Annotated in this window: 25 protein-coding genes; 16 read left to right on the top strand and 9 right to left on the bottom strand. The window is 37.1% G+C overall.

What is annotated here, in order from left to right:
* The first annotated feature begins 1 nt into the window (after position 1).
* The 11 genes from AC2IP4_RS08190 (at position 2) to AC2IP4_RS08140 (ending at position 8,629) form a co-directional block, all read left to right on the top strand.
* Positions 2–757 carry an ADP-ribosyltransferase gene (locus AC2IP4_RS08190; protein ID WP_375322215.1) on the top strand — a complete coding sequence of 252 codons (756 nt, stop codon included), beginning with the start codon at positions 2–4 and terminating at the stop codon, positions 755–757.
* Between the two features lie 24 nt (positions 758–781).
* The gene (locus AC2IP4_RS08185) at positions 782–1,582 is read left to right on the top strand and encodes an ADP-ribosyltransferase (protein WP_486310176.1); all 801 of its coding nucleotides are present in this window, start codon (positions 782–784) and stop codon (positions 1,580–1,582) included.
* 132 nt (positions 1,583–1,714) lie between these two features.
* Positions 1,715–2,017, top strand: coding sequence for a DnaB-like helicase N-terminal domain-containing protein (locus tag AC2IP4_RS08180; RefSeq protein WP_375320388.1), 303 nt, complete (start codon positions 1,715–1,717; stop codon positions 2,015–2,017).
* A gap of 324 nt (positions 2,018–2,341) precedes the next feature.
* Positions 2,342–2,659: a DUF6506 family protein gene (locus AC2IP4_RS08175; RefSeq protein ID WP_375322217.1), complete on the top strand. Its 318-nt coding sequence runs from the start codon at positions 2,342–2,344 to the stop codon at positions 2,657–2,659.
* An 88-nt stretch (positions 2,660–2,747) separates the two neighbouring features.
* Positions 2,748–3,011, top strand: coding sequence for a DUF6597 domain-containing transcriptional factor (locus tag AC2IP4_RS08170; protein WP_375322218.1), 264 nt, complete (start codon positions 2,748–2,750; stop codon positions 3,009–3,011).
* Positions 3,008–3,409, top strand: a complete 402-nt coding sequence (locus AC2IP4_RS08165; RefSeq protein ID WP_375322219.1) for a hypothetical protein — start codon at positions 3,008–3,010, stop codon at positions 3,407–3,409. The genes AC2IP4_RS08170 and AC2IP4_RS08165 overlap by 4 nt, the downstream gene beginning before the upstream one ends.
* A gap of 414 nt (positions 3,410–3,823) precedes the next feature.
* Entirely contained in the window at positions 3,824–4,804 is a 981-nt protein-coding gene (locus AC2IP4_RS08160) for a trypsin-like serine protease (protein ID WP_375322220.1), read from the top strand.
* Positions 4,805–5,036: 232 nt separating this feature from the next.
* Positions 5,037–5,663, top strand: coding sequence for an outer membrane beta-barrel protein (locus AC2IP4_RS08155; protein ID WP_375322221.1), 627 nt, complete (start codon positions 5,037–5,039; stop codon positions 5,661–5,663).
* A 381-nt stretch (positions 5,664–6,044) separates the two neighbouring features.
* Positions 6,045–6,932, top strand: a complete 888-nt coding sequence (locus tag AC2IP4_RS08150; protein WP_375322222.1) for an alpha/beta hydrolase — start codon at positions 6,045–6,047, stop codon at positions 6,930–6,932.
* Positions 6,933–7,451: 519 nt separating this feature from the next.
* Positions 7,452–7,757 carry a transposase gene (locus AC2IP4_RS08145; RefSeq protein ID WP_486310174.1) on the top strand — a complete coding sequence of 102 codons (306 nt, stop codon included), beginning with the start codon at positions 7,452–7,454 and terminating at the stop codon, positions 7,755–7,757.
* Entirely contained in the window at positions 7,664–8,629 is a 966-nt protein-coding gene (locus tag AC2IP4_RS08140; RefSeq protein WP_486310749.1) for an IS3 family transposase, read from the top strand. The genes AC2IP4_RS08145 and AC2IP4_RS08140 overlap by 94 nt, the downstream gene beginning before the upstream one ends.
* Positions 8,630–8,960: 331 nt before the next feature.
* Here the strand turns inward: AC2IP4_RS08140 and AC2IP4_RS08135 are convergent, their stop codons facing one another.
* The 5 genes from AC2IP4_RS08135 to AC2IP4_RS08115 all read right to left on the bottom strand — a co-directional run bounded on the left by AC2IP4_RS08135 (position 8,961) and on the right by AC2IP4_RS08115 (position 14,021).
* The gene (locus AC2IP4_RS08135; protein WP_375322225.1) at positions 8,961–9,821 is read right to left on the bottom strand and encodes an NmrA family NAD(P)-binding protein; all 861 of its coding nucleotides are present in this window, start codon (positions 9,819–9,821) and stop codon (positions 8,961–8,963) included.
* A gap of 41 nt (positions 9,822–9,862) precedes the next feature.
* Positions 9,863–10,699, bottom strand: a complete 837-nt coding sequence (locus AC2IP4_RS08130; RefSeq protein WP_486310173.1) for a pyridoxal-phosphate dependent enzyme — start codon at positions 10,697–10,699, stop codon at positions 9,863–9,865.
* Positions 10,700–12,001, bottom strand: coding sequence for a phenylacetate--CoA ligase family protein (locus AC2IP4_RS08125; RefSeq protein ID WP_375322226.1), 1,302 nt, complete (start codon positions 11,999–12,001; stop codon positions 10,700–10,702).
* A 579-nt stretch (positions 12,002–12,580) separates the two neighbouring features.
* A complete protein-coding gene (locus AC2IP4_RS08120; RefSeq protein WP_375322227.1) occupies positions 12,581–13,213 on the bottom strand; it encodes a LysE family translocator in 633 nt (210 codons plus the stop codon).
* A 193-nt stretch (positions 13,214–13,406) separates the two neighbouring features.
* Positions 13,407–14,021, bottom strand: coding sequence for a fumarylacetoacetate hydrolase family protein (locus AC2IP4_RS08115; protein ID WP_375322228.1), 615 nt, complete (start codon positions 14,019–14,021; stop codon positions 13,407–13,409).
* A 206-nt stretch (positions 14,022–14,227) separates the two neighbouring features.
* On the opposite strand from AC2IP4_RS08115, the gene AC2IP4_RS08110 reads away from it, so the two are divergent.
* A complete protein-coding gene (locus AC2IP4_RS08110; RefSeq protein WP_486310748.1) occupies positions 14,228–15,058 on the top strand; it encodes a helix-turn-helix domain-containing protein in 831 nt (276 codons plus the stop codon).
* An 87-nt stretch (positions 15,059–15,145) separates the two neighbouring features.
* Here the strand turns inward: AC2IP4_RS08110 and AC2IP4_RS08105 are convergent, their stop codons facing one another.
* Positions 15,146–15,955, bottom strand: coding sequence for a GNAT family N-acetyltransferase (locus tag AC2IP4_RS08105; protein ID WP_375322229.1), 810 nt, complete (start codon positions 15,953–15,955; stop codon positions 15,146–15,148).
* Positions 15,956–16,193: 238 nt separating this feature from the next.
* Positions 16,194–17,450 carry an adenylosuccinate synthetase gene (locus AC2IP4_RS08100; RefSeq protein ID WP_486307178.1) on the bottom strand — a complete coding sequence of 419 codons (1,257 nt, stop codon included), beginning with the start codon at positions 17,448–17,450 and terminating at the stop codon, positions 16,194–16,196.
* 135 nt (positions 17,451–17,585) lie between these two features.
* On the opposite strand from AC2IP4_RS08100, the gene AC2IP4_RS08095 reads away from it, so the two are divergent.
* The 3 genes from AC2IP4_RS08095 (at position 17,586) to AC2IP4_RS08085 (ending at position 22,142) form a co-directional block, all read left to right on the top strand.
* Positions 17,586–18,476: a LysR family transcriptional regulator gene (locus tag AC2IP4_RS08095; RefSeq protein WP_375322231.1), complete on the top strand. Its 891-nt coding sequence runs from the start codon at positions 17,586–17,588 to the stop codon at positions 18,474–18,476.
* 275 nt (positions 18,477–18,751) lie between these two features.
* Entirely contained in the window at positions 18,752–20,146 is a 1,395-nt protein-coding gene (gad, locus tag AC2IP4_RS08090; RefSeq protein WP_375322232.1) for a glutamate decarboxylase, read from the top strand.
* Between the two features lie 118 nt (positions 20,147–20,264).
* Positions 20,265–22,142 (top strand): aspartate:alanine exchanger family transporter, encoded by a 1,878-nt coding sequence (locus AC2IP4_RS08085; protein WP_486310172.1) that lies wholly within the window; start codon positions 20,265–20,267, stop codon positions 22,140–22,142.
* A 49-nt stretch (positions 22,143–22,191) separates the two neighbouring features.
* Here AC2IP4_RS08085 and AC2IP4_RS08080 read toward each other — a convergent pair whose 3' ends face one another.
* Entirely contained in the window at positions 22,192–22,395 is a 204-nt protein-coding gene (locus AC2IP4_RS08080; RefSeq protein ID WP_105054509.1) for a hypothetical protein, read from the bottom strand.
* 270 nt (positions 22,396–22,665) lie between these two features.
* Between AC2IP4_RS08080 and AC2IP4_RS08075 the strand changes: the two genes are divergently transcribed.
* Complete coding sequence (locus tag AC2IP4_RS08075) at positions 22,666–23,673, top strand: DUF6363 domain-containing protein (RefSeq protein WP_486310171.1); 1,008 nt, start codon at positions 22,666–22,668, stop codon at positions 23,671–23,673.
* Between the two features lie 53 nt (positions 23,674–23,726).
* On the opposite strand, the gene AC2IP4_RS08070 is transcribed toward AC2IP4_RS08075, so the two are convergent.
* On the bottom strand, positions 23,727–25,205 hold the full coding sequence (locus AC2IP4_RS08070; RefSeq protein WP_486307182.1) for a DUF1214 domain-containing protein: 1,479 nt from the start codon (positions 25,203–25,205) through the stop codon (positions 23,727–23,729).
* Between the last annotated feature and the right edge of the window lie 9 nt (positions 25,206–25,214).

Raw genomic sequence — 25,214 nt, 5'->3', positions numbered from 1 at the left:
AATGCATAGATATATTATTTTGATTTTATGGGGATGGGCTGCGTTTACCTTTGCGTCTCCTTTTGAGGTTTTCAAACAACCTGTCCGTTCGAAAGAGGCAATAACGGCACTTTCGGAGGGGTTTAAAGATTGGTCTAAAAGTAATATCAGTTGGAAATCTAAGTTATTAAGCAATGCAGAAGTAGAAGCTTTGGAGGATTTTTCAATATCAGGGTATCGGACAGCCAATCAATATTTACACGCAGCTGAAACTAATTCGTGGGGTTCGTCCGGTAAGGAAATTAAAGGTTTTGTTCGTACATTGAAATCTGGGTTAAACAAAATGCCAGAGTATCGCGGCACAACCTACCGAGGTACATGGTCAAATAAAGCGATGATAGAGCAGATAGAGGTTGGAGATGTTATGTATGAATCAGGCTTTCTGTCTACTTCTGTTATTCCTGAAGTTGCTCGACGTTTTGCTGTTGTGCCTCCTAATTCTGGTAATCGTACAGTAAGGGCTCTTTTTCATATAGAGACTAATCGACGCAGTTTTTCAATTGCATCTATTTCAGACTATAGCTCAGAGGCCGAAGTGGTTATTTCTCCGAACAGTTATTTTAAGGTGACAGGTATTGAACGAGGCGTTCTTAATAATTACATATCACTAGAAACGGTGTCGCCAAGATCGGTTCGTATGGGAAGCGAACGATTGTTCAATTTATATTCAGGTGAGCAGATTCCTCCTTCTCGTTGGCAGCAGATGTTCTGTGGTTAATTCATTAATTTAGGAAATATACGAATGTTTAAAACTGTGTTAACTATCGTTTTAAGTTTATTAAATAAGCTTAAAATAATGAAAAATAATAAAATAACGAATATTTTTTTCTTTAGTCTGATATTTTTTTCTTTTAATGCTACTGCAGGATTAAAATACAGCACTAAGTATTATAAGAAAACTGAAATTAAATCGATTATCGAAGACATGTCAGATCCTGGATTTTCAGAGCAATATGGTGAATACCTACAACTTCGAACCGAATTATATCAACAAGCTGCCATACAGTCAGAAAGACTTTCACCTCGAGAAGTAGAGGCTCTGGAGTTGTATCAGGACTATGCGTACGCAATGACTCGAGAGGGCTTAACATCAGGATTAATTGATAAACAGACACAAGAAGTAATTGATGGTCTAGACTCCGCATTTGAAAGTAGTACTAAATATCAGGGGGTCACTTATCGTGGAGATCGCTTTATAGATGCTTATATATCAGATATAAAAGTGGGAGATATCGTCAGTCCAAGTTCTTATGTTTCCACCTCTATTTCAAAAACAGCGGCTTATGTATTTCATAAAGGGCAACTATCGCGATTCGAACTTACATCGGGAAAACACGGAATTGTTATTCCAACAGTAAGAGATGATGAATTAGAAGTGCTAATTGATCGAAACTCTTTATTTGAAGTAACAGCTATAAATACAACCGCAGAGGGTAATATAGTTATTTATCGAGAAATACCCTCAAATTTATTAGGTAACAGGAAAATAAAAGATATATATACTGGCGATTATTTAACTGCAACAGAAGCATGTGCTTTTTAATTTTCAACTTACAGGCATATCGGTTCTGTTGGTAAGGGCTTTGTTGAATCGCTCAGGTAACGCTCAATTATTCCATTAGCATTGAATTCAGTTATCATAGCCAGCCTTTCATTCAGATTGGCTGATTAACAAATGCCTCCTCATAACTTGGAAGCTGAGCTTAATGTGATTAGTGGATTGTTACACAACAACGTAGCTTGGAATGAAGTCTCTCATTATCTGCATCGAGACATGTTTTATGGGGCAGTATATCGACATTTATTTGATTCTTTAGCAGCGCTACTAGTCTTTAACAAAGTGGTTACTTTGGATATGTTAATCAGTGAATTTGATAAGAGGGGGCGATTAAACTCCGAGGTGTTTAACTCTGATTTGCAGTCGTTTATGTATCTTGAAAGTAATGCGGTCAATACGGGGTTGTTACAAATAACCTGAGTTGGTCAATAAGTCCTACCATTGACTCATTATTATTGGAAAATAACCTCTCCCTATTATATCTAAAACCGTGGCCAGTTTTTCTTGGCCACTTCAAACGTAAACACCAAAGAATTATTTCAGGGGTAAAGTGTTTCCATTTAAATTCAGAATTAGTCATTGGTTATGAAGGGAAGCTGAGATAATAGTGAGATCTTGACGTTAAATTGAATTTTTTGCAACAAACCCGTATTTAACGTGAATCATTTCTTTTTGGCGTATTTTTACAATATTGTGAGTGTAATTATTTGTATTGTTATCGGAAATTACAGAGAGGAACAAGACATGACAACAATATTTAAAGCCGCATTCATTTTTATTGCACCAGAAACGAAGGTAGACACCAATTCGTCATGGGTATTAACGCCAGAAGTTCATGTGAAAACACTCGCGGTATCAAGCTATCAAGAAGCGTGTGACTCTATTGATGGGCTTGAAAAAGAAGGCATTAGAGCCATTGAACTGTGCGGGGGGTTTGGTCAACAAGGTGTTGCTGAAATAGCTAAAGCAGTCGCAGGACGTATGCCTATTGGAGTGGTTCGTTTTGATCATCATCCCTGTTTAGGTAACGTCAGTGGAGATTCATTATTTTTATTTAAATAGTTATTATTAGCGTTATAATTTACTGTTAAGGTAATTTACATTATTATCTACATTAATTTATATAGATTTAATCTGGCAGTTTATTCTTTTGCATATTATTCGCATTAAACCGAAAGCGTTACTTTCTCCTTTTATTGCGCATTATTGGTTATGGCAAAGTACGCACCATCCTTATGTTCCTGATATTTTACCCGGCACAGGGGCTGAACTATTAATTAATCTTGGTAAACCATTGGTTATTTCACACCCATTTCATCATCAATTATTAATGGGGCAAAGTTTACTTGTTTGTCCACGAAGAGAGCGACGTTTAAATTTGAAACTACCGGGGGAAGTGAACTTATTTCAGTGAGATTTCGTTCTAGTGGGTGTTATTCTATCTTTGGTATTCCGATGGATGAATTGTCGGATAAAATTATCGATATGTATCAGTTTTTGCCTGAGAGCTTAATTGAACGCCTCATTATGAAGGTTAATTATCTCGATAAAATACAGTTACTTGAGTCATGGTTTATTGAGTTGCTCAATCCTAAACTTACAACGTCATCTGGTATTACTTGGGCTATTGATAAAACATATTATCAACAGAACCACCAGGGTATAAGCGGATTACAATTAGAAGTTAATATGAGTAAGCGAACCCTTCAGCGTAAATTTAAGTTGTATACCGGTGTTGATGCTAAGTATTTTGAGCGTACTGCTCGATTTCAATCCACATTACGTACACAACCTAACGGGAATGTCACCTAAAAAATACCTCATAAAAGCCAATTTTATGTTGAATCACTATAATAAGTAATAACGGTTCAATCGTTAGTTATTTGGTTAGATATAAATAGTCGAGATTTTATACTGCTAAATACTATTTTAATAAAAAGTATATATTCATTTTTTAGATGAATTATATTATTTTTTATTCAGTGTTACTTAAATATAAGTTGTACTCACTATCACTGAGTATGAATTTATCACTCGATTAATATAAGGTTCAGAACGTTAATTTACGCTAAACTCATTTTATATTAGAACATATCTTATTTAGAGTTATTAATTTATAGCTTACCATTCGAAATAATTATGATTATCAAAAGAAATAATCAATAAAAATAAACTAATCGTACTCATTAACAATGTGTGTAGGGTTTTTATTTAAAGGACAAAATTATGAACAATAAAAAAAGTAGATTATCTTCTCTTGCTTTATGCTCGTTATTGGGGGGAATCTATTCACCATTATCTCTTGCTGTTGAAGGGAATGATGTTGAGGCGAGTGATGCGCCTTATATGGTGTATTTAAAAGATGCTCACTGTAGCGGAACGCTAATAGCGCCGAGAACCGTGCTAACTGCGGCGCATTGTGTGCCAGTTAGCTCGATAGGCAGTTATGTGTATTTATTGCACTCAAGAGGGGAGGATTATGCACATAATGGCATTAAAGTTAAGATTGTTAATGACTACACTGCCACGCATATTTATAGCCCTAACGGAAAATACGATCAGACTAAATTTGATGATATTGCGATTCTAGAGTTAGAAAGCATGCCTGATGAGGCCACCTGGTTACCCGTTGCCTCTGGCTCTATTAAACTCGGTACAGAGGTGTACCCGATTGGTTATTCAACATCAAACTTAAAACAAATGCCAGTTCCTGCACGCGTTGCAGCAAAGAGCAATACACCTGATTATGTAAGAGAAGCATTCATGCGCTATTGCCCTGATTCTGTGTACTTTTCTCGTGAATATTTTACACAGGAATACCCATTCTCTAGTGTAGTTAATTGTAATTGGCGTGAAGCATCGCATGAAAGATGGGTTGAATCTGGATTTTATGTGCAAAACTCACACTCGATAGCAATAGAAAATCCGCCGCTTGATCCGTCTGATAAGCGATGGTCAATGAATGAGTTTGGTACGGTAGAAACCAAATACTCAACCTTCAGAGGAGACAGCGGTGGTCCGCTTATTTATGGAGGTAAGATTTACGGTGTTGTGAGTACGGGGACGGATACTTACAGTCAAATAATGAACGTTGCTACTTATTATGCAGGATTTACTCGACCTGGTATTTTTGAGTGGATTGTTGATACCGTTAAAGACATTCAAACGCGTTCTGATCAGAATGCAATCGTCTTCCCTGAGAACTAAGAAAGAGTCATTCTTTAGTTAGATCGTTAACATCTAATATAAAGAGTGAAGATGTCTATTTATTCTCCGTTTTATCTAGGTTCGTTATTATTTTTAGCGGTAAAAATATAATACTCGATAGCTCGTTGGATTACTCATTATGTATATTATTTACGCATTGTTAGTCATTTATATTGAGGATCTTCCCCTTCTTTAATTGACAATATATGCTGATTTGGATTTTATTAAGAATATGAAATTTATTAACACATTAGTTATTTTAAGCACGTTATTTATTGCTACTTTTTCTCAAGCTAAAGAAGTTCGACGGTTTTATGCCGGTGTTGGTGTTGGGACGACCACGCTAAATGATTTTGACGATTTATTGGGTGATGATGTACTTGAAGGTGAAGAGGATGGAAATACCTTTAAGTTTATTGCCGGTTATCAGTTCAACAGAGTGGTTGCCATCGAAGCTCAATACACCAGATATGGTGATATTAACTTCGCAGCTCCTTTATTAGGGACTGGGAATAAAACGGTATACAGTTGGTCACCAGAATCGTTATCCATCGCGGCAAATGTGGGTTATACGTTTCGTAATGGCTTACGAGTTTTTGGTATAACGGGTTTATCGTCGGTTGATATTAATCAATCGGTTAAGGTTTTCAATAAAGATAAATTTGTTGGATTTCATTATGGCGCAGGCGTTGAATATACCCCACCTCGATTGAATGTTCTTAGTTTCAGAGTGGGTTATGAAGCTGACTTATTCTTCATGGAGAACGAAGTAACTTATTATTATTCTAATACTACAATTTCTGAAGATCACTTTCTTAACTTAAGCTCTCTGTACATGAGTGCAACGTATACCTTCTAGATTTTTAATCGAACTAAAGGCGGTACTTAACAGTATCGCCTTTATCCTAAAGTATTTCTCTTTGTTTTCAAACATATAAATATGAATGGTAAGTATGTTTTTTCGTTCCTAAAGAGGTTAAAGAGGCAAGTTAAGACCATTAAGAGAGTTGATTGAAGAGGACGATAATTCCTTATCATAGTTTCTCCGTTGCACCTTAACTACCCCTTCCTTGGTAATATCTGGAATTTCCCACGATGATATCATCCTAGTTAGACTCATTTTTAATCGATGCAATGATTATTGTTGCCAAATAACAACAATGTTTTGACTTTGAGCTTATATATCATCAATTGGTCTTCCTCTAGAATAAAATTAATCCCATAAAAAAGAGAGAACATAATGTCTTATACAAAAACGTCTGCGTATTTTTATAGTCAAGGTAATCGAGTGAGTGCAAATTTATTTACCCCAAATCGTGAGGGTAAAAAACCGGCAATCTTACTTGTGGCGCCTCAGGCTGGTGTAAAAGAGCAAACTGTCGATCTTTATGCGAAAGAGTTGGCTGCATCGGGTTATGTTTGCATGACATTTGATCATACCTCTTTTGGTGATAGTGACGGAGCGCCAAGATTCAACGAAAACCCATTTTCTAAAGTAGAAGATATTGCTGAAGCGGTTACTTATCTTCAAGGAAATGATCATGTTGATAAAGCCGAAATATATGGACTTGGTATTTGTTCTGGAGGAGGGTACTTGGCTTATGCCGCGGCAACGGATCGCAGAATCAAAGCTGTTGCTACCGTCAGTGCTTTTTTTGACCATCGTGGATTTTATCACCGTGTTTTTGGTCGTGAAGGCGTTTTAGATTTATTAAAAAACGTAAATGAAGCGCGTGGAATCTACTTGAAAACAGGAGTTATTAACTACTTACCGCATGCACCAGAAGAAGATTCTGAAGATATATCCCCTTTATTTCGAGAATTTTATGATTACTACATGACTCCACGAGGAATAAAAGGGAAATACGAGAGTAAGTTTCTTCCTTGGTCGTTTGAAAAACTATTACAGTTTTCAGCGCTTGATATTGCGAGTTATTTAACACCAACGCCTTTGCTAATGATGGTTGGCTCAGAAGCGGGTTCTGCGTATGAAAGTGAGAATATGTATGCTGCTGCCTCTGAACCGAAAGAACTAAAGGTTATTCAAGGTGCTAACCATGTTGATCTTTATGACCAATCTAGCTATGTATCTGAGGCCGCTGTATTAATAGTGAATCATTTTAAATAAACAGGTAACCTTTTAGCTACTAATGCCGATCAGTTAGTCACTTTATTGAGTAATTATTCACTATTTATTCAATGTCTAATAGATATGGCAAAGTACCCGTTAAGAGAGTGAAAGATAGATACAACAAGGGCTCCAGAATGATTGTAATAAATTCGTCTGAAGCCCTTGTTTTTATTGATGTTCGCTTAACTGACTGGCATTACCTTTTAGCTACTGCTTTTATCATACTTGGTATTGTTGATTTACCGAGTGTTTTTTTGTTATTACTTTCAATATCTTGCTCTTTTATTTATCCATCGCTCCGTCTTTGCGTAATTTTCATATCAATGGTGTTAGCCATGATAAAAACAGAGGGAATACCAACTTTTTTCGTAAGAATACGTCACCTGAAATAAAGGTTTTTGCTAATAATTTAAACAATAGTACAGATGCTCTTTGGGATATACAAATAAATCTGTAGTGGTCTAATAGTTCCGGACACCTCTATAAGTTTTAGTTATTATGTCACTAGAGGTGAATATGAATAAGAAAAATACACGTAGAACGTTTACTCTTGAGTATAAACAAGATGCAGTTAAATTAGTTACAGAGCAAGTCTATTCAAGACAGAAGGCAGCTGACAGTTTAGGTATCTCATTAAGCGCTATCACTACCTGGGTTAGGCAAGAATCACCAATAGGTGATTCAAAAGAAGCTAAATCAGTTACATTAAACCTTTCAGAACGCAGTGAATTAGAGCGCTTAAGAAAAGAGAATCAACGCTTATTGATGGAGCGCGATATTCTAAAAAAGGCCGCAGTCTTCTTTGCGAAAGAAAACGGATAAGATACCAATTTATTCAACAGCATAAAGAAGACTGGCCAATAACAATACTTTGCGCGGTCATGAATGTAGGTACGAGTTCTTTTTACACATGGCAAAAGAAACCCAAAAACATCATTGATATCAATAGGTTTCAGTTTGATGTGGCTGTGAAGGAAACCTTTAAAGAGCATAAGATGACATTAGGTAGTCGTCGAATGGTTTCTGAATTAGCTAAAAAAGGGATCATTATTGGACGTTACAAAGCCAGAATGACGATGCGCAGATTAGGGCTTGTGCCGAGGTATCCTAAGAAATTTAAAGTAACTACTGATAGCACTCATAATAATAGGATTGAACCAAACAGGCTAGATCGTAAGTTCTTAGTTAATAAGATAAATACTTGTTGGACAACAGATATTACCTACATCTATACACATCAGGGATTTATTTATCTTGCTGTTGTTATGGACTTATATTCACGACGAATTGTTGGTTGGTCGATTGCAGACCACATGAAAACATCTCTTTGTAACTCAGCCCTTCAAATGGCTTTTTGGCAAAGAAAGCCACCCGCAGGTTTATTGCATCATTCTGATAGAGGAAGTCAATATACAAGCTATGAGTATCGTTCTTTAATGAACGATATGAAAATGAATATCAGCATGAGTGGAAAAGGTGAATGCTGGGATAACGCTCCTACAGAGCGTTTCTTTCGTAGTCTCAAGCACGAACAATTGAATTATGAAACGTTTAAAACTAAAAAAGAAGCTAAGCTAAGTATTTTAGATTACTTGGCGTATTACAATGGATTGCGCCCACATACCGCTAATGGTTATTTGTCACCGCTCCAATATGAGAAAGAAACACGAGATTTGGTGTCCGGTTTTTGTTGACCATTACAATAGCATCGTAAGCAACGCTTAAGGAATTGATAAGTACCTTCTTTATTTCTCTGATGAGAAAAATTGCTCCCAAATGAGTATTCGGCCATGAGAGCGTATGGTTGAGTTGATCATGATGTGATGAATAAACTTGTACGTTCAGGAGAACCGACTGACTTTTTGGCGTCATGGATATATGAAAGTGTAAAAGAAAAAGTAGCTGATTTACAATTGAACGTTGGTTTTAATAATATGGCTAAAAACCAGTCACTCATGTGGTCATCCTGAGTTTTTTGGGCTTTAAGTTCATATTTTTCTATTATTCATATTAATATGAGAGAGTTTAAATATTTGACCATGAGCGTTTTGCAAAATCATAAAAGCTTTCTGGTTTACGATTTAGTAGAACTTCAAGATCCATGGTAATTTCTTTTGAAAAACCACACCGAATAGATTCAAAAAGTGTTTGTAGCATAGAAATACTTGATTCATTTAGTCCGCATTTTCGCATTTTTATTAAAAAATCGAATGGATTGATATTTATATAAGTGACTAGGGCCCCTCGAGCCTCTGATATAATTTTAGCAACTTCTTGATGTGTTAAAGCTTCTCCGCCTGTTAAGTTAATTTCTTTATTTTTATAACCATTAATAAGGATTTTTGTTATTACTTCTGCTATATCTTTTGCAGAAATGAAACTAGTTTTTCCATTGCCTGCTGCTAACGAAATCGAATTATTTTCATTTATTTCTTTTGAAAAAATTCCAGTAGAAAAATTATCCATAAAGAAGTTTGGTCGGATTATATAATATTCATCTAATGTACAATTGATTAGGTGTAATTCAGCTTTTCGAAGAGCAGGGTTGGGGTTTGTGAGCCAAGAATTATTACCAAGCCCGGATAATAAAACGATGCGTTTAACACCACACTCTATCGCTTCATCTATTACCCGAATTAACATATTATCCACCATTTTATTTAATGGCGGAGCAATAAGGAATAAATATTTAACTTTAGTTAGAATTAATTTATGACTTTTATTTTGGTAATCAAAGTGGGTAGTATTTCCACCGATAAGTTGGGGGATGTAGTTTTTAGGCTTTCTTACACCAACAGAAAACGGTATTCCAATTTGCAGTAATTTCTTTACAACTTGGCTTCCAATAGTGCCAGTAGCGCCCGTAATAAGTATTTCTGAATTCATTTAAATCCTTATTAAAAAATTAAAGGAAAGACGTGGGGGATTTACAAGTAATCATTTATAGAGCAAGCACAAATGGCAACAATAGGGCCTTTTGTCCCCTCAGCTCTGAGTTTTATCGCTGCTGATACGCATGCACCTGAAGAAGGGCCTAAAAAAAGCCCAGATGTTCGTGCGACGTTATGAGCACAGCTCCACGCTTGCTCTGAACTAATAGTTAAAACATTATTTAGTAACGTTTTATCAAGTAAGGATTGACGCATTGGAGGTGCAAGCCCTGGAATATTGTGTTCGGTCCATGTAGATCCCGAAACTATAGCGGCTTCTGAGGGTTCAACACCAACAATTTTACAGTTAGGCTGGTGTATATTCATTTCTCTTCCAATTCCCATGATTGAAGCGCCAGTTCCTATTCCAACTGTTATTGCAGAAACTGTTGTTAGCTTAGAAACAACTTCCTTTGTGACATCTCGATAGTGGTCAATTAATCGTTTATCTTGCATTTGAGATAAAATATAGACGTCATTTAATGCGTTTAGTTTTTGCATTAGTTTTGCAATTTTTTTATCCTCAACTTGATAGCAAGTCACCCCAAGCCATTTAAGAACTTTAATTGTCTGTTTAGGAGTAATCGATGGGAGTACTGCTATGACTGAGTAGCCTAGCTTTTCGGCTGCCCATGCTGTTGTAATTGCCGCTGCTCCTGCACTGCAAATGGCTATCTTATTAATCCCCTTCAATTCACCTGACAGATGAAGAGTCTTTAGAAGCTTAGGTATTGAGCGGTGTTTCATCGATCCTGATGGATGCAAATATTCAATTTTTGCATAAATGTCTTTATCTATTTCTTTTAATGAGATTAATGGGGTAGGTAAATTCATTTAGATGCCTTTTCTAAAATCAAAAATGCGTGTAATTTTTACTTGATTGGTGTTTTTTGATGCTTTTTTTTCTAGTGTTAGAAGGTTGATGGAAGAGATAACGTTAACTTTGGGGGAAATTGATAAGTTTTTATCTAATCTCGAAATAACATTATTTTTTACTTCTTTCTTATTAAAATTATCATCTATGACCAATAAAAGGGTTACTTCATCTTCTCCATATTTTTCTGACTTGACTTGGACTGCTGATCGCATTACTCCCGTAGATTCATCAGCTAATGAGAGAAGTAAGTCTGGAAATACTGTTTGTCCCGATATTTTTAATTGATGGTCAACTCGTCCAATAATCGGTCCCATACGAGGCGTGATTTGACCACATGGGCAAGATTCATGTTTAATCCAAGCAACGATATCACCAGTAGCATATCGGATTGGAATGAATCCTCTAGGAAGATTTAACCCTGTAATAACAAGCTCTCCAGGTTGATTATTGTTTTCTAAAGGTAGCCCATTTTTGAGATCGATCAGTTCAATCATTTGGTGGTCTGTATGTATATGAAGACCTTGATGGTAAGAGCACTCGTCACTAACTGCACCAATCTCACTACTACCGTATGTATTGAGATAATCATCAAACCCCCATAATTCTTTCAGTTTTTTTAATGCTGGTGTTGGATTTAAATCTTGGTCAAAAACAGCTGACGCACCTAATAGGGCTTTTTTCGGTAAGAGGTCATGACCTGGCCAACGGTCACCAGCTTCCTCGGCTAATCTTATCATTGGCCCTGCATTACCAATTACATATTTAGGTTTAAGGTGTTCAATAATTTGCAATATTCTATCAACCCTATTGACAGAGCATCGTATTGCACAGGCGTTTCTTTTCTTGACGGCTTGCCAAGATAAAACGCCTAATGTAAAAAGGTCATTCATACTTAATAAAATTAAAACTTTATCTCCAGTATTTACACCTAAAGCATGAAGCCATCGTTCTATTGCCTCAACTCGAACATTCTCTTCTTCTTTATGAACGGGAATATCAACGGGACGGCCAGTTGTTCCTGATGAGCTAACAACATCGATAGCACCATCAAAGCACATTATATTATCCCAATTATCTCGGAGGTCGTGTTTACGTGTTACAGGAAGTGTATGGTACTTATGTGATCTAACAATATTAATAACATCATCTAAACTTTTATAGCCCCAATGTTCTTGATAAAATTTACGCTTCCAAGCCTCTTTTATAGCTTCTTCTAGGATATCTATACGAGAGTAAATATAAGTATTTATATTTTTCATTTAAAATCTCATTAGTTAAAAAGTATATAGAACTTATATTCTTAATAAGAATTTATATTACATACTTAATACTAACAATTAATAGCTGTTAAAGTTTACAGCTTGTATTGTCTTATGCGAGACTACTCGATTGTTAATCGTCAAGTTTTTCATGGAAGTAAATAACATAGATGGAAGCCTAATATGTTACTTATATTAATGTTTTAAATGTTAAAAATAATTACTCAAGTTATTGATAATATCTTAACCTATCTGAAATTAATTATTTTATCACGATTCAAAGTACATTAATATTTCTCACCATTTGTCATGTTATTAATATTTAATAACAATATCAAGAAAGATAAAAGTCATGTGAATAATTTAAAAGAACTAAATCCATATTTAAAACTTAATTAATAGTTACGGATAGATCTAGCCGTTATTATTTAAATTTCAACATGACACTAATAACACCTATTTCAGTAAATATCTAATTAGGTCGGTATTAATCAAAGGCCTCAATTCATACACTAACAGAAACTCATGGACGCATCGAGTCACGTTAGTGTTATGTGTTTGAGAATAAAAACCAATCACTCATGCGGTACCTTGACTCAACATCCACAATGCAAGAATGATAAAAATCCCGCCCATGAATTTATGCTGATACGTTCTGAATTTCACGTTATTGATTAGCGACTTTCCAAGTGTTCCCACTAACGCTACCAAGATTAAGTTAAACAATAAACCAAGAACGTTAAGCAATAAGCCAAGCACCAACATTTGCTCACCAGAGCTTGCAGCAATATTGGTAGAAACAAATTGTGGTAAAAACATCACAAAGAAGACTAACGCTTTAGGGTTCAATAAATTACTGACTAAAGCACGTTGGTAAAACGTGGTCGCCATCGTCGAACCTTGTTGTAATTCTGGTGCTTCATCCGCTTCTGCTCGAATACAATCCCAACCCATTTTTAATAAGTAGGCACCACCAACGAGATGTAATGCTTTTAAGGCAATAGGGCTCATCGCAATCAGTGCAGATACGCCTAAAGCAGCAAGCAAGGTTAAAATAATACCTGAGGTCGCATTACCTAAGCTGGCAAATAAACCGACTTTACGGCCGTAACTCATGCTTGAACTAGCAATCAACAGCATATCAGGGCCTGGTAATAAAAGTAGGGCGATAACAGCGGTTAAGTAAACCGGAAGAATAGTAATATCAATCATTATTTTATTTTGAATTATAAATCAGGAGGCGGATTTTATAGTAGTGAGATCTACTTTTCCATTTTTAAAGTGCCATCATAAAATAAATAATCAGCATATTAAAAAATAATGATAAATTTGTTATTTATTGGTTTTTAATGCAATTTTTGTGTTTATAAATTGCTAAGATTACCACGGTAACTTGTCATTTCGCTTATCTTGCAACCCACTCAGCTTCAATTAGTGTTTTTCCATCGAGTTTTAAGCGACTAAGAAAAATATCACCCATGTGAATTTCACCAACGCCTTGAGGTGTACCAGTCATGATGACATCACCATCATACAATTGGGTATAGGATTTTAAATCAGCAAGGATAGTTTCTGGAGAGTAAATCATTTGGCTAACTTGACCACATTGGACTCTCATACTGTTAATAAAGAGCTCAATTTGAAGTTGATTAATGTCTATACCATCAAGAGGGATGAAACGGCTAAATAACGCTGAGCCATCAAAGGCTTTTGCTCGCTCCCAAGGAAGTCCTTTGCTTTTTAGCTCAGATTGTAAATCTCGTTTGGTTAAATCAAAACCTATTGCAACGGCAGATAGCTGTTCTTTTTCAATCAAAAAACAGATCTCTACTTCATAATGTAAACGCTCTTGATGGAAAGAAGATAGGGTTGAAGTGATGCATGAATTTGGTTTATTAAACACCACCATTTGCTCAGGGATCGTATTATTTAACTCATTAATATGGGCAACGTAATTACGGCCAATACATAATAATTTAGATGGAGTAATTAATTTTTCTCCAAAACGAACCGAATTCATTTTCCTATCCTTGGTTTTTAAATATGCAATGCAGAGTGTACCTGAACTCCTCTTTTTTCAATCGTACTCTGTTGAGTTTTTAGTCAAAAATCAGATCTCTAGCTCAACTACGAACAGGATCATATAGATAATTATGGTGATCTGTTGTGCTGTTAATGAGATAAGTCAGTTAGAATGGTTATTTCTTTCTCTTTACGGTATTAATGATGATCAATTGGATTCACCCCTCTAAAAATTCGGATGTGGCTAAACTGATCGATTGTTATTGGTTTTTAAAAAGACCTGAAGAGACAGACAGTAACCCATTTCCCAAATTAAACCCTGAGCCTGCAGGGCATTTGATCATTTCGGCTTCAGAGCAACCCTATCATTATGATATTGCATCTGATCGATTAAAGGGAAAAGGGTCACATTGGCTATACCCATACAGCAAGACATTACAGATGGATCACTCGCATGGCTTTGCGATCATCGGGGTTAAATTTCATGTTGGTGCGTTGTATTTATTAAACCAAGAACCACAACAATTAGTAGCAGATACTATTGTTTCAGCAGATTTGAATCTGTTATTTGGAACTGAAGGGATAAATGAAATAGATCTGATTGAGCTAGCCAAACAAGATCCTCAGAAGCTTTGTACTAAGTTAGATGAGATATTGTTACCGTGGTTATCTAAAGTAGAAGAAGATAAACATTATCAACTGACAACAAAAGCGCTACCTCTATTAGCGAAAGCGCCCATTGCTCAATTAGGGGAGTTATTGCATTGCTCACAAAGAACGTTAGAGCGAAGTTTTGTTCGAGTTACTGGGTTTACTTTAAAACAATGCCAGTCAATGAATCGATTGGAAGCGTTAATTACGTATCTGTATCAGCGAGAAGAAACCGATATTGATTGGTTAACGGTTGCTTACGAGTTTGGTTTTAGTGATCAGCCACATTTGATCCGTTATTTGAAAAGTACTTTGGGAGTTACCCCTGGGGAGTACGCAAAGCAACGAGATCTTACGATTGATATATATGGTGGAATTGAATAACCAATAACCATTATAGTAAGAATATAAAGCTAATGACTCAAAGAATAAGCCACTAGCTTTAGTGTTTAAGTTGATATGTTGCTGAGTTTAAAAATCAAACTGAACAATGCGATGTGAAGAAGTAAGACCTGCACGAGTAATGGCTTTCTGCGAGGCAATATTTGTTTTCTCAGTTGAACACATGGCGGTTAGCCCTTTACTGTTTGCTAAAGCAATCAAGTAAGTGAGCACTTGAGTTGCAATGCCTTGACCGCGTTCAGATTCAGCAACAACCATTCCCAAATCAGCATGCTCTGTTTGATGTTCGTCAAACAAACGACATTCACCAGCAGCCAGTAACTCATTATTCTTCCAGTAGCCAAATAACTCTTGGCGACTAATTAGGTTTGCATAATACCCAGTAACCCATACCTCAGGAGCACCTATATTGGCTTTTGCAAATTCAACAAATTCAGATAATTGATCAATTGTGGCTGACATCATTGGTAAATAAGTATCTTGTTTTACTGAATTTGAAATTTGTTGGAACATCAATGCATTTACTTGACTATTCGCAGCATGATCAAGACAGAAGGATAAGTATTGGATTTCAGCAGTGCTACAAAAAGCGCCTTTAACTTCGCCACATGGAGAGGTTTCTTTGTTAAGAATAGCTGCAAAAGTTGATGAAGAATCAGAATAATACTCTGGTTTCATATAGTACTGTAATAAATAGCCATCGGCATTGATGCAACAAAAACCAATCAGATTATCTTCATTATAGAGCCCGAAATGAGTGGCCATAGGTACAAATCCGCATAACCACATACCATCTAACGGAGCGATTGCTTGCTCAATATACTTTGCTTTTAATTCGCTTAATTCTTCTAGTTGTTCAATTTTTATTATATTAATCATTCTTTTTGCCTGTAAATCGGTAGATGAGACAGCGCATTAGCTATCACAACCTGTTTATTATGTTGAATTATTTCTTGGTAGGGATTATAGGCAAAAGTAAAAAAAGAAGATTGAATAAAAGCGACAGTTTGATCAAAAAAACCGCACCACCTAAAATTCTCACAAAATAGGGTAGTGCGGTTTTAATTTTTTATCCTACACATCAGCCATTGAGGTGGACGTATATAATGGTATCCGATTAACGGATGATCATTTGCTCACGCTCAGGACCAACAGACACCATACTTACTGGAACGCCCATCAGTTCTTCAATACGTAATACATACGCTTGAGCTGCTTTTGGTAGGCTTTCAAAAGTGCGACAACCAGTGATGTCTTCTTGCCATGCTTCCATGTTTTCGTAAACAGGGCTTAGTGCAGATGTTTGAGGCCAGATTGGGTTCTCAGTGTGTTCGCCAGCGTAAGACGTACAGATTTTAAGATCCGCCATGCCACTTAAGCAGTCAATTTTTGTTAGTGCGATTTCAGTTGCTGCTTGTAGCTCAACACCGTTGCGCGTTGCTACTGCATCAAAGTAACCCATATCACGTGGACGACCTGTTACTGCGCCATATTCGTTAGCCGCTTCACGGAAGTTATCTTGTTCTTCCATTGCAGTAACTAGCGTACCTGTACCTACCGATGAGCTGAATGATTTAGCAACTGCGATAATACGTTCAGGACGTAAAGCCGGTAAACCACTACCGATACCTGCATAAGCTGCTGTTACGTTTGAAGACGTGGTCCATGGGTATTCACCGTAAACTAAATCACGACCAGCGCCTAATTGTGCTTCAAACAATAAGTTTGCATCGTTCTTCTGCATTACTTTTAAAGGCTCAGTTACGTTACAGATGAATTTACGCCAAGGTGCCGTTACTTCTAGTAGCCATTCTGTCATTTCTTCCGCTGTTTGGTTGAAATCACAAGTAGGGTAAAGTGCTTTAAGTTGTGGCATTTTCCAATCAAGCATGAACTTGATACGTTCTAGAAGAACCTCAGGTTGCATTAACCAACCAACAAGGATGCCTTTTTTCATTACACGGTCGCCGTATGCAGGAGCAATACCTTGACGAGTTGAACCGTAAGCACCGTCGCCTAAACGTAATTCTTCAAGTGTATCTTCAAGTGCATGAATAGGAAGGCAAAGCGTAGCACGGTCAGAAATGTGCATTTTTACTTCAATGCCAGCCGCTTTAACTTCTGCGATTTCTTCGCTTAATGCCGCAGGGCTAATTACCATGCCAGGGCCAAGAACCGCTGTACAATCTGGGTTAAAAATACCGCTTGGAAGTTGGTGTAACTTAAAGGTACCAAAGTCATTTACTACAGTATGACCGGCGTTATTACCGCCTTGAAAACGAATACTTGCAGACGCATCAGCAGCAAGAAAATCAACGATACGGCCTTTACCTTCATCGCCCCAATTAGCACCAACAACAACAATAGACGGCATAACACAAACTCCTAAATGATTAAGACGCTATGCTAATCCCAATAAGGCAATATGAGAAATTAATTATAATTATCGACTTGATAAGAAATCCATATATAATATTGAGTGAAATATATTCAAAAAGAGAGTATAGGAATGCTTGATCTTCATTGGCTTAAAACGTTTGTTACATTAGCTGAGTTAAAACACTTTGGTAAAACAGCGACCGTATTACACATGACGCAACCTAACGTTAGCTTACACATCAAACAGTTAGAGAGTGCAACTCGGGTTAAACTCATAGAGAGAAATCCATTTCATTTAACGGAAGCGGGGACTCGTTTATTAGAAACCAGTCAAAATACGTTAATGGCACTGCAAGTTTGCCAAGCCGATCTTAATGCGATTAATGATCTAAGCCAAGGAACGTTAACCATTGCAGCAAGTGACATTATTTCTCGTTTATTGTTAATTGGACCATTTCAATTATTTAAACAAGAATTCCCTGGTATCGATTTTTCTCTGCTTAATACCACCTCTTCACAAGCGTCAGAACTGGTGAAAAGTGCAGAGGCTGATCTTGGTTTTGTTATTGCTCAGAAAGAGAGCCAGCCACTGCACTTCACTGAACTTCAGCAAATAAAATGGTGTGCATTAGGTGATAATTTAGAGTTATGGCAACAGTCAAAAAAGAACACATCTATTGAACTGGATGAAGAACCAACACTGATACTGCTAGGGCATGATACACGAACACGCGACTTACTAGATTTGGCATTACCTTCATTGAATTTGCCTAAATATCGTATTATGGAGGTAGGTAGTGTAGATGCTCAAATTGATTGGGCAGAAGCGGGCTTTGGTGTTGCGATTGTTCCTGAATTTTCGATTTACATGAAACAAAACTTAAAGACAAAGGTAACCCCTTTACCTAAATTTCCAACCACAAGCTTAGGTTATGTTGTACGTCAAAATCAGGTGTTATCCAAAGCCATAAAACAACTACTAAAATGGGTTGATGAAGAAATTATTCGCTCTCAAAAATAGGTGAATTTTATATTCTAACTTTTGTTATGAGAGTCTTACTCTGTCAGGGCTTAACGTAATATTCGTGCTACTAAAAATGAAGTTAGAGGCGTCTATGTTTTAAAAAATGAACGGAAAGTACATTGACATCATCAATTAAAGGGACTAAAAGTGTAACTAAAGATTAATGAGTAAGTGATTGACCATGTTGTTAATTACTTACTCATTAAGGCCAAATTTAATCAATTTGACAGTTTATATTTTTATTGTTTATTTAATTCAATGGAGCTAAACGTATGCCTCTTCATTCCAAAAATACAGTCAGAGATGATCTTCTCGATGATATTTATTCATCAGCTGACCTTTCCCTATCAATGCCAAAATACAAAATGCCAGAACAAGAACATGACCCTCGTCATGCTTACCAAGTTATTCATGATGAGCTCATGATGGATGGTAATTCTCGACAAAATTTAGCTACGTTCTGCCAAACTTGGGTTGAAGATGAAGTCCATAAATTAATGGATGAATGCATCGATAAAAATATGATCGATAAAGATGAATACCCTCAAACTGCAGAGCTTGAATCACGTTGTGTTCATATGCTAGCCGATTTGTGGAACTCTCCAGATGCAGAAAATACGTTAGGTTGTTCTACTACGGGCTCAAGTGAAGCGGCAATGCTTGGCGGAATGGCCTTAAAATGGGCTTGGCGCGAAAAAATGAAAAAGCTTGGCAAACCAACAGACAAACCAAATATGATTTGTGGTCCTGTTCAAGTGTGCTGGCATAAATTTGCGCGTTATTGGGATATTGAATTACGTGAGATCCCAATGGAAGGCGACCGTTTAATCATGACGCCTGAAGAGGTGATTAAACGTTGTGATGAAAACACGATTGGTGTTGTTCCAACATTGGGTGTGACGTTTACTTGTCAATATGAACCAGTAAAAGCGGTACATGAAGCGTTAGATAAACTTCAAGAAGAAACGGGATTAGACATCCCAATGCACATTGATGCGGCGAGTGGTGGTTTCTTGGCTCCATTCTGCGATCCTGACTTAGAGTGGGATTTCCGTTTACCTCGAGTTAAATCAATTAATGCGTCAGGCCATAAATTTGGCTTGAGCCCACTCGGTGTGGGCTGGGTTATTTGGCGTGATGCGTCAGCCTTACATGAAGATCTGATTTTCAATGTGAATTACCTAGGTGGCAACATGCCGACTTTCGCGTTGAACTTCTCTCGTCCTGGCGGCCAAATTGTAGCGCAATACTACAACTTCCTACGTTTAGGCAAAGAAGGGTATCGTAAGATCCACCAAGCGTGTTACGACACGGCTGTTTATTTATCATCTGAAATTGAAAAACTGGGTATGTTTGAGATTATCTATGATGGTAAAGGTGGTATTCCTGCAATGAGTTGGTCATTGAAGGAAGGCGTTGATCCCGGTTTTAACTTGTTTGATCTATCGGACCGAATTCGTTCTCGTGGTTGGCAAATTGCTGCTTATGCAATGCCACCAAAACGAGAAGATTTAGTGATTATGCGTATATTAGTTCGTCATGGCTTCAGTCGAGATCAGGCTGATTTATTGGTTGCTGACTTAAAACATTGTGTTGAGTTTTTTGCTAAGCATCCTATCTCTCATGGTAGTGATGAGTTGGAATCATCTGGCTTTAATCACGGTTAATATCTTTTTGGGCCACTTTTCTAGTGGCCCATTACTCCCCATTCGTTTCAATTAATATTTATATGAAATTGATGTTAATTGAAACCTAGTTTGTCTTTATTCTGTATGGAAAATAATTATGAATATTGAACAATTAAGTAATGCCTTACGCTGGATAAAATCTCAACGCCGGACTTTCTTACTTACTTTATTACTTGTTTTATTCTCTAGCCGTCTTATGGCTGCTGAATCTGTCGAAGTTTTAGCACAGCATGAAGCGTCTGGATTATTTGGTTTTCTGTTTACGTATATCGCCCACAATCCTTTTGTGTTTCTTTTTTTAAGTATTGCCATTGGCTATCCGTTAGGAAAAGTAACAATTAAAGGCATCAATTTAGGCTCAACAGCAGGCACTCTGGTTGTTGGTGTTGGTATTGCTTTAACCGCTTTTTCTGTTTATGGCTTACATATAAATGCACCGGGATTGGTCTCTGATATATTCTTAATGATGTTTATGTACGCTATTGGTATGAAGGTTGGCCCTCAATTTTTCTCTGGCTTAGCAAGAGGTGGGTTGGATTTTGTTGTTATTGGTCTTATCGTCGTGTTTAGTAATTTTATTATCGTGTTCTTTGGCGCTAAATTATTAGATTTGGCACCGGGTTATGCTGCAGGGATTATTTCAGGTAGTTACACGGTAACGGCAGTGATGGGCGTAGCTCAATCAGCAATTAACTCTGGGGCGGTTAAAGCGCCTGATGGAATGACGCTTGATCAAATAAGTGCCAATATCGCCGCAGGTTATGCCATTAGTTATATTCTCTCTAGTGTCTTCATTATATTACTTATTAAATATTTACCAGCGATGTTTGGTGTTGATCCAGTAAAAGCAGGTAAAGATGCTGAAGCCGATTTTGGTGCGGGTGCTGATACAGAAGCATTGCCAAGCACTAATGGGTTTTCAAATTTAGGCGTTCTTCCACTAGACATTAGAGCTTATCGTGTTGATCACCAAGAATTGGTCGGTCAGAGTGTAGATGCGTTATTTCATCGCTATCCTCATGCTGCGATTCTTAAGGTGGTTCGTGGTGATGAAGTCATTGATTCTTCTGATAACCCACAACTACAACTTGGGGATATTATCGGGATCCGAGGTGATTATCACGTTTTAATCGAAAGCGGAGAATCGACTGTCGGCGTAGAAGTGGATGAACCAAGAGCGCGTAATGTAGACATAGAAGTAGCTGATATTCATTTAGGTAAATCAGCCTATACAGGCAAAAGTATCGAAGACATGAGTAAAGAAGTCGGCTTTGGTATCTATATGAAAGCCTTGTTTAGACAGGGACATCAGCTTCCTATGTTACCTCAAACAGTGGTGGAGGTTGGGGATGTTATTCGTGTTGCAGGCTCTGACTGGTGTGTAAAACAGGCTGCGAAAAAACTGAACAGTAATCCGATTGTTGAGAGCACGCTGACAGAAACCTTCTATCTAGCGCTTTCTTTATTGATTGGTTATGTCTGTGGTCACCTGAGTGTGACTTTAGGTGGGATCCCATTTGCATTGGGAACATCAGCAGGTTGTATGTTGACGGGGATTGTATTTTCATTCTTACGAACTCGTAATCCAGCCTTTGGTGGGCCAATGAGTGAAGGCGCGCGTAGCTTCTTACAAGATATAGGTTTGAGTTTGTTTGTTGCGGTATTAGCAGCAACGGTAGGGCCAAAAATCTTGGCATCATTCCAAGGTATTGTGGTAATTAAAATTGCAGGTTTAGGACTAGTCGCGGCTTTATTGCCCCCATTATTGGCTTGGATTTATGGTTTGTATTTCAGAAAAATGAACCCTGCAATTCTCGCTGGTGCTTGTGCGGGAGGGCGAAATAGTACCCCTGCAATGAAAGGGGCTCAGGATGAGTGTCAAAGTGATATTCCTGCGGTAGGTTATCCGGTTCCTTATGCACTCACGTCTATGATAGTGCTCGTTCTTGGCTATCTAACGATGGTGTTGTACTAAGCTCATTATCTATAACAAAAAAGCCATTATGATGAAGATCAGAATGGCTTTATATTGTTCTTTTTCTCTTTTTCTTAGGTCTTTTTTTATCGAGTATTTTAGTGAGTAATTCCCTTTGCGGATCGGAAAGTGGGAATCTGTCCATTAACTGGTTTTGTACACTTAAAAGTAACGTCTTTTCCCATGGTTTAAACACATCAAACTCAAGTAATATCGCATCATTGATTCTGATGAAAAATTCATAGTCGTTCATAGGACTCCTTACTTATTAAAGGAACCATAACATAGATGGATCTTAAATATCGAGTTATGAAGGAGGTTTCTTTATCCACGAGAGGAATAACCTCATTATTTATAGAAAGCCCATTTATTTCACCGAGTTTTATAGCGATATGTCATAATAGAAAGACATAATTACTCTGTCGGAAATGGTCAAAAAGGACATGCTTATCGTATTATTGATCAAGTTACTCGTAGCCCTGACTTTTTCAAGTTATCCCGTTTTTTATTGACAGGCGAAGGGATGGATTTGGATTGGTTAATTGATAAAACAGAGTCTGATATTCCGCTTAATTGGAAGGTTGGGGAAGAGCATCTCAATACTAAACAAGTGCTTGCCGTTGCGGCTCATGCAACCAATTTTGAAACTAAGTACTTCGATCTTTCTACCAGTAATTGGAAAGACATCCAGCGTGTTTCTTGTGCTATTTCAGCTTTACATAAACAGCCTGTAATTATGGACGACAAACGTTGGCTTGATGGCGGCTTAACCACTCCCATTTCAGTGCAAGCGGCGTACGATCGAGGTTTTCGTCATATTGTTGTTATTCGTACCGTACCTGTCGATTTTACCGAAAATCATGATTGGTTAATTTCTCTTGCTAAAATGACAAAAAATAGCACGTTGGATCATATGGCCGCGATGCTTGTAACCCATGAAGAGAATTATCGTAAGACTCAAGCGTTTTTAGCTAACCCGCCAGATGATGTCATCATTTATGAAATTTCACCAAATAGAAGTCTTCAATCTAAGGTGCTTGGTAGCACAAAAAAACAATTAGATGCGGATTATCATCATGGGAAAGACGTCGGTAAATTATTCCTTGAAACAATTGCAGCAAAATTGAATTTAGCGCATTTATCACAAGAACGTTTTTTAGTGAGAACTCGTGAAGCGCACTTTATCGATGAAGCAAAGCAACAAGAATATAAGGTTAAAATTGACGCTATTTGGAATAATAAAAAGTGTGGTGAAGTCTTAGGTGTAGAGCGTATTCCATTAAAGTGGATTAATGTTAATCTTAACGATAAAAAACAAACGCCAAATCTACTTGATGTGTTAGCAAGTAAGCCAAATTATGCGTTAGGCCAAAGCCATTTTAAAAAGGTGCAATACAAGGATAATGTGTTAACTCATATAGAACCAATTGCTGGTGCTTATCATGACATGTTAATTGAGAAAGATACTTACCGAGATATAGCGATTAATAAGTTACTGGATTTCTATACTAGTGATTATCGCTATTATTGATAAAAAGTCTTCTAGCTTTATAAACTAGAAGGCTTTTATTTGTTACCTAGATCTTATTTCACTTCTTCAAAGTTCGGCAGTAATGTTTCTGCTTTTTCTGATACAAATGCTTTTTTCGGTGAGTAGGCTCTGAAATAAACAAACCAGCCTTCTTTTTCATTAGTTTGAATCCAGTTTGTCTCGGCTACATTTTTTGGTTTCTCTGGAGAGAAGTGTAATGTAATTGAACCATCTTTATTATAAACCGTACCTTTAATATTTGAGCCAACATCAGCACGACCTAAATCGTTCTCAATTATTGCTCTATTTTCAACATTATAAACGGTGATGGTCCAAAATAAATCGGCGTACATTTCTGGGTGTTGAATGGTTAATTTGTAATGTTTCCCACCATCTAAACCATGTTCTTTTGCGCCTGAGTAGTAATTATCTAAATATACCTGCCCCCAACCGCCGTTATCCATACCATGCATAGCAATATCATTGGTCACCGCTTCATAAAACCATGCAGCTCGTCCGTCTAAGTCCATACCATTATTGCGGTTTTGGTCAGGAGTAGAAGCGGTGGCTATTTCCCAAGGATTGCCTTTAGGGCCGTATTCCGCATGTTCAAGACGGCCTGTTTTGTTAAAGTCGATATTTTTTGTCATTGCTTCACCAACAATAGCGGCTTCTTTTAATAAAGATTGCTGTTTTTTGGTTGGTGAAAATGGTTTTCCTTTCTCAATGCCTAAAGGGCGCAACATGTCCATCATCATACGGTCACGTTCTTGAACTGGGTTAGCTTGAATTGCTTGGTTTACCACTTCCCAGAATTTCATGCCTCGTGGTTGTTTATGATCAATACCACGTTTAACGTGATAAACCCCTTTGTTGGTTAATGGTTTACCATTTATATCAGTAATGCCTTTTTGAATGGAATTCATCATGGTTGAACGTACTTTGGCGTCTTTGTTCATTAAACGAACTCCAAAAAAGAAGTCAGTGGTATCCATTGCAATTAATGTTGCATCTTTTATTTTTGGTGCAGTATCCTCTGCTTTGTAAATGATGTATTTTCCTGGTTTGGTCATCTGTTCTTTACCAATTTGCCACATGTTATGAACGGCACCACGCAATTGAGTATCAGGAAGATTAATCACAATTGGTCCGTTATTTAAGTTCATATAACCAATTAAGTAAGGAGTAGAGGTGTTATAAGTTAAGCCTCCGAGTTTAGACTCGTAGCCAGCTTGGTAGACTAATTGTCCATTTTCTGTTCCCCATGTTTGATAATGGTCATTTTTCCATTTATAGAAACTAACAATGGGTGTTGCCCAAATATATCCTTGTACCGCGCGTTGATAATCTTGTTCATCAAATAATTTTTGGGAGGTTTCATTGGTAGGTACACCATGTTCAAACCCATTTTCGAATGTTAACTGACCAATACGTGTGTCTAGAGCTTCATAGCCACCTGATGGAGAATAATCATTGGCCAGTGTCGTAAAGCTGATTGTGCCAAGTAATATTGCGATTAGTGTCTTTTTCATATTTATGCC

Source organism: Aliivibrio thorii, from assembly GCF_057368585.1.
This window is presented reverse-complemented; position numbering and strand designations above follow the sequence as displayed.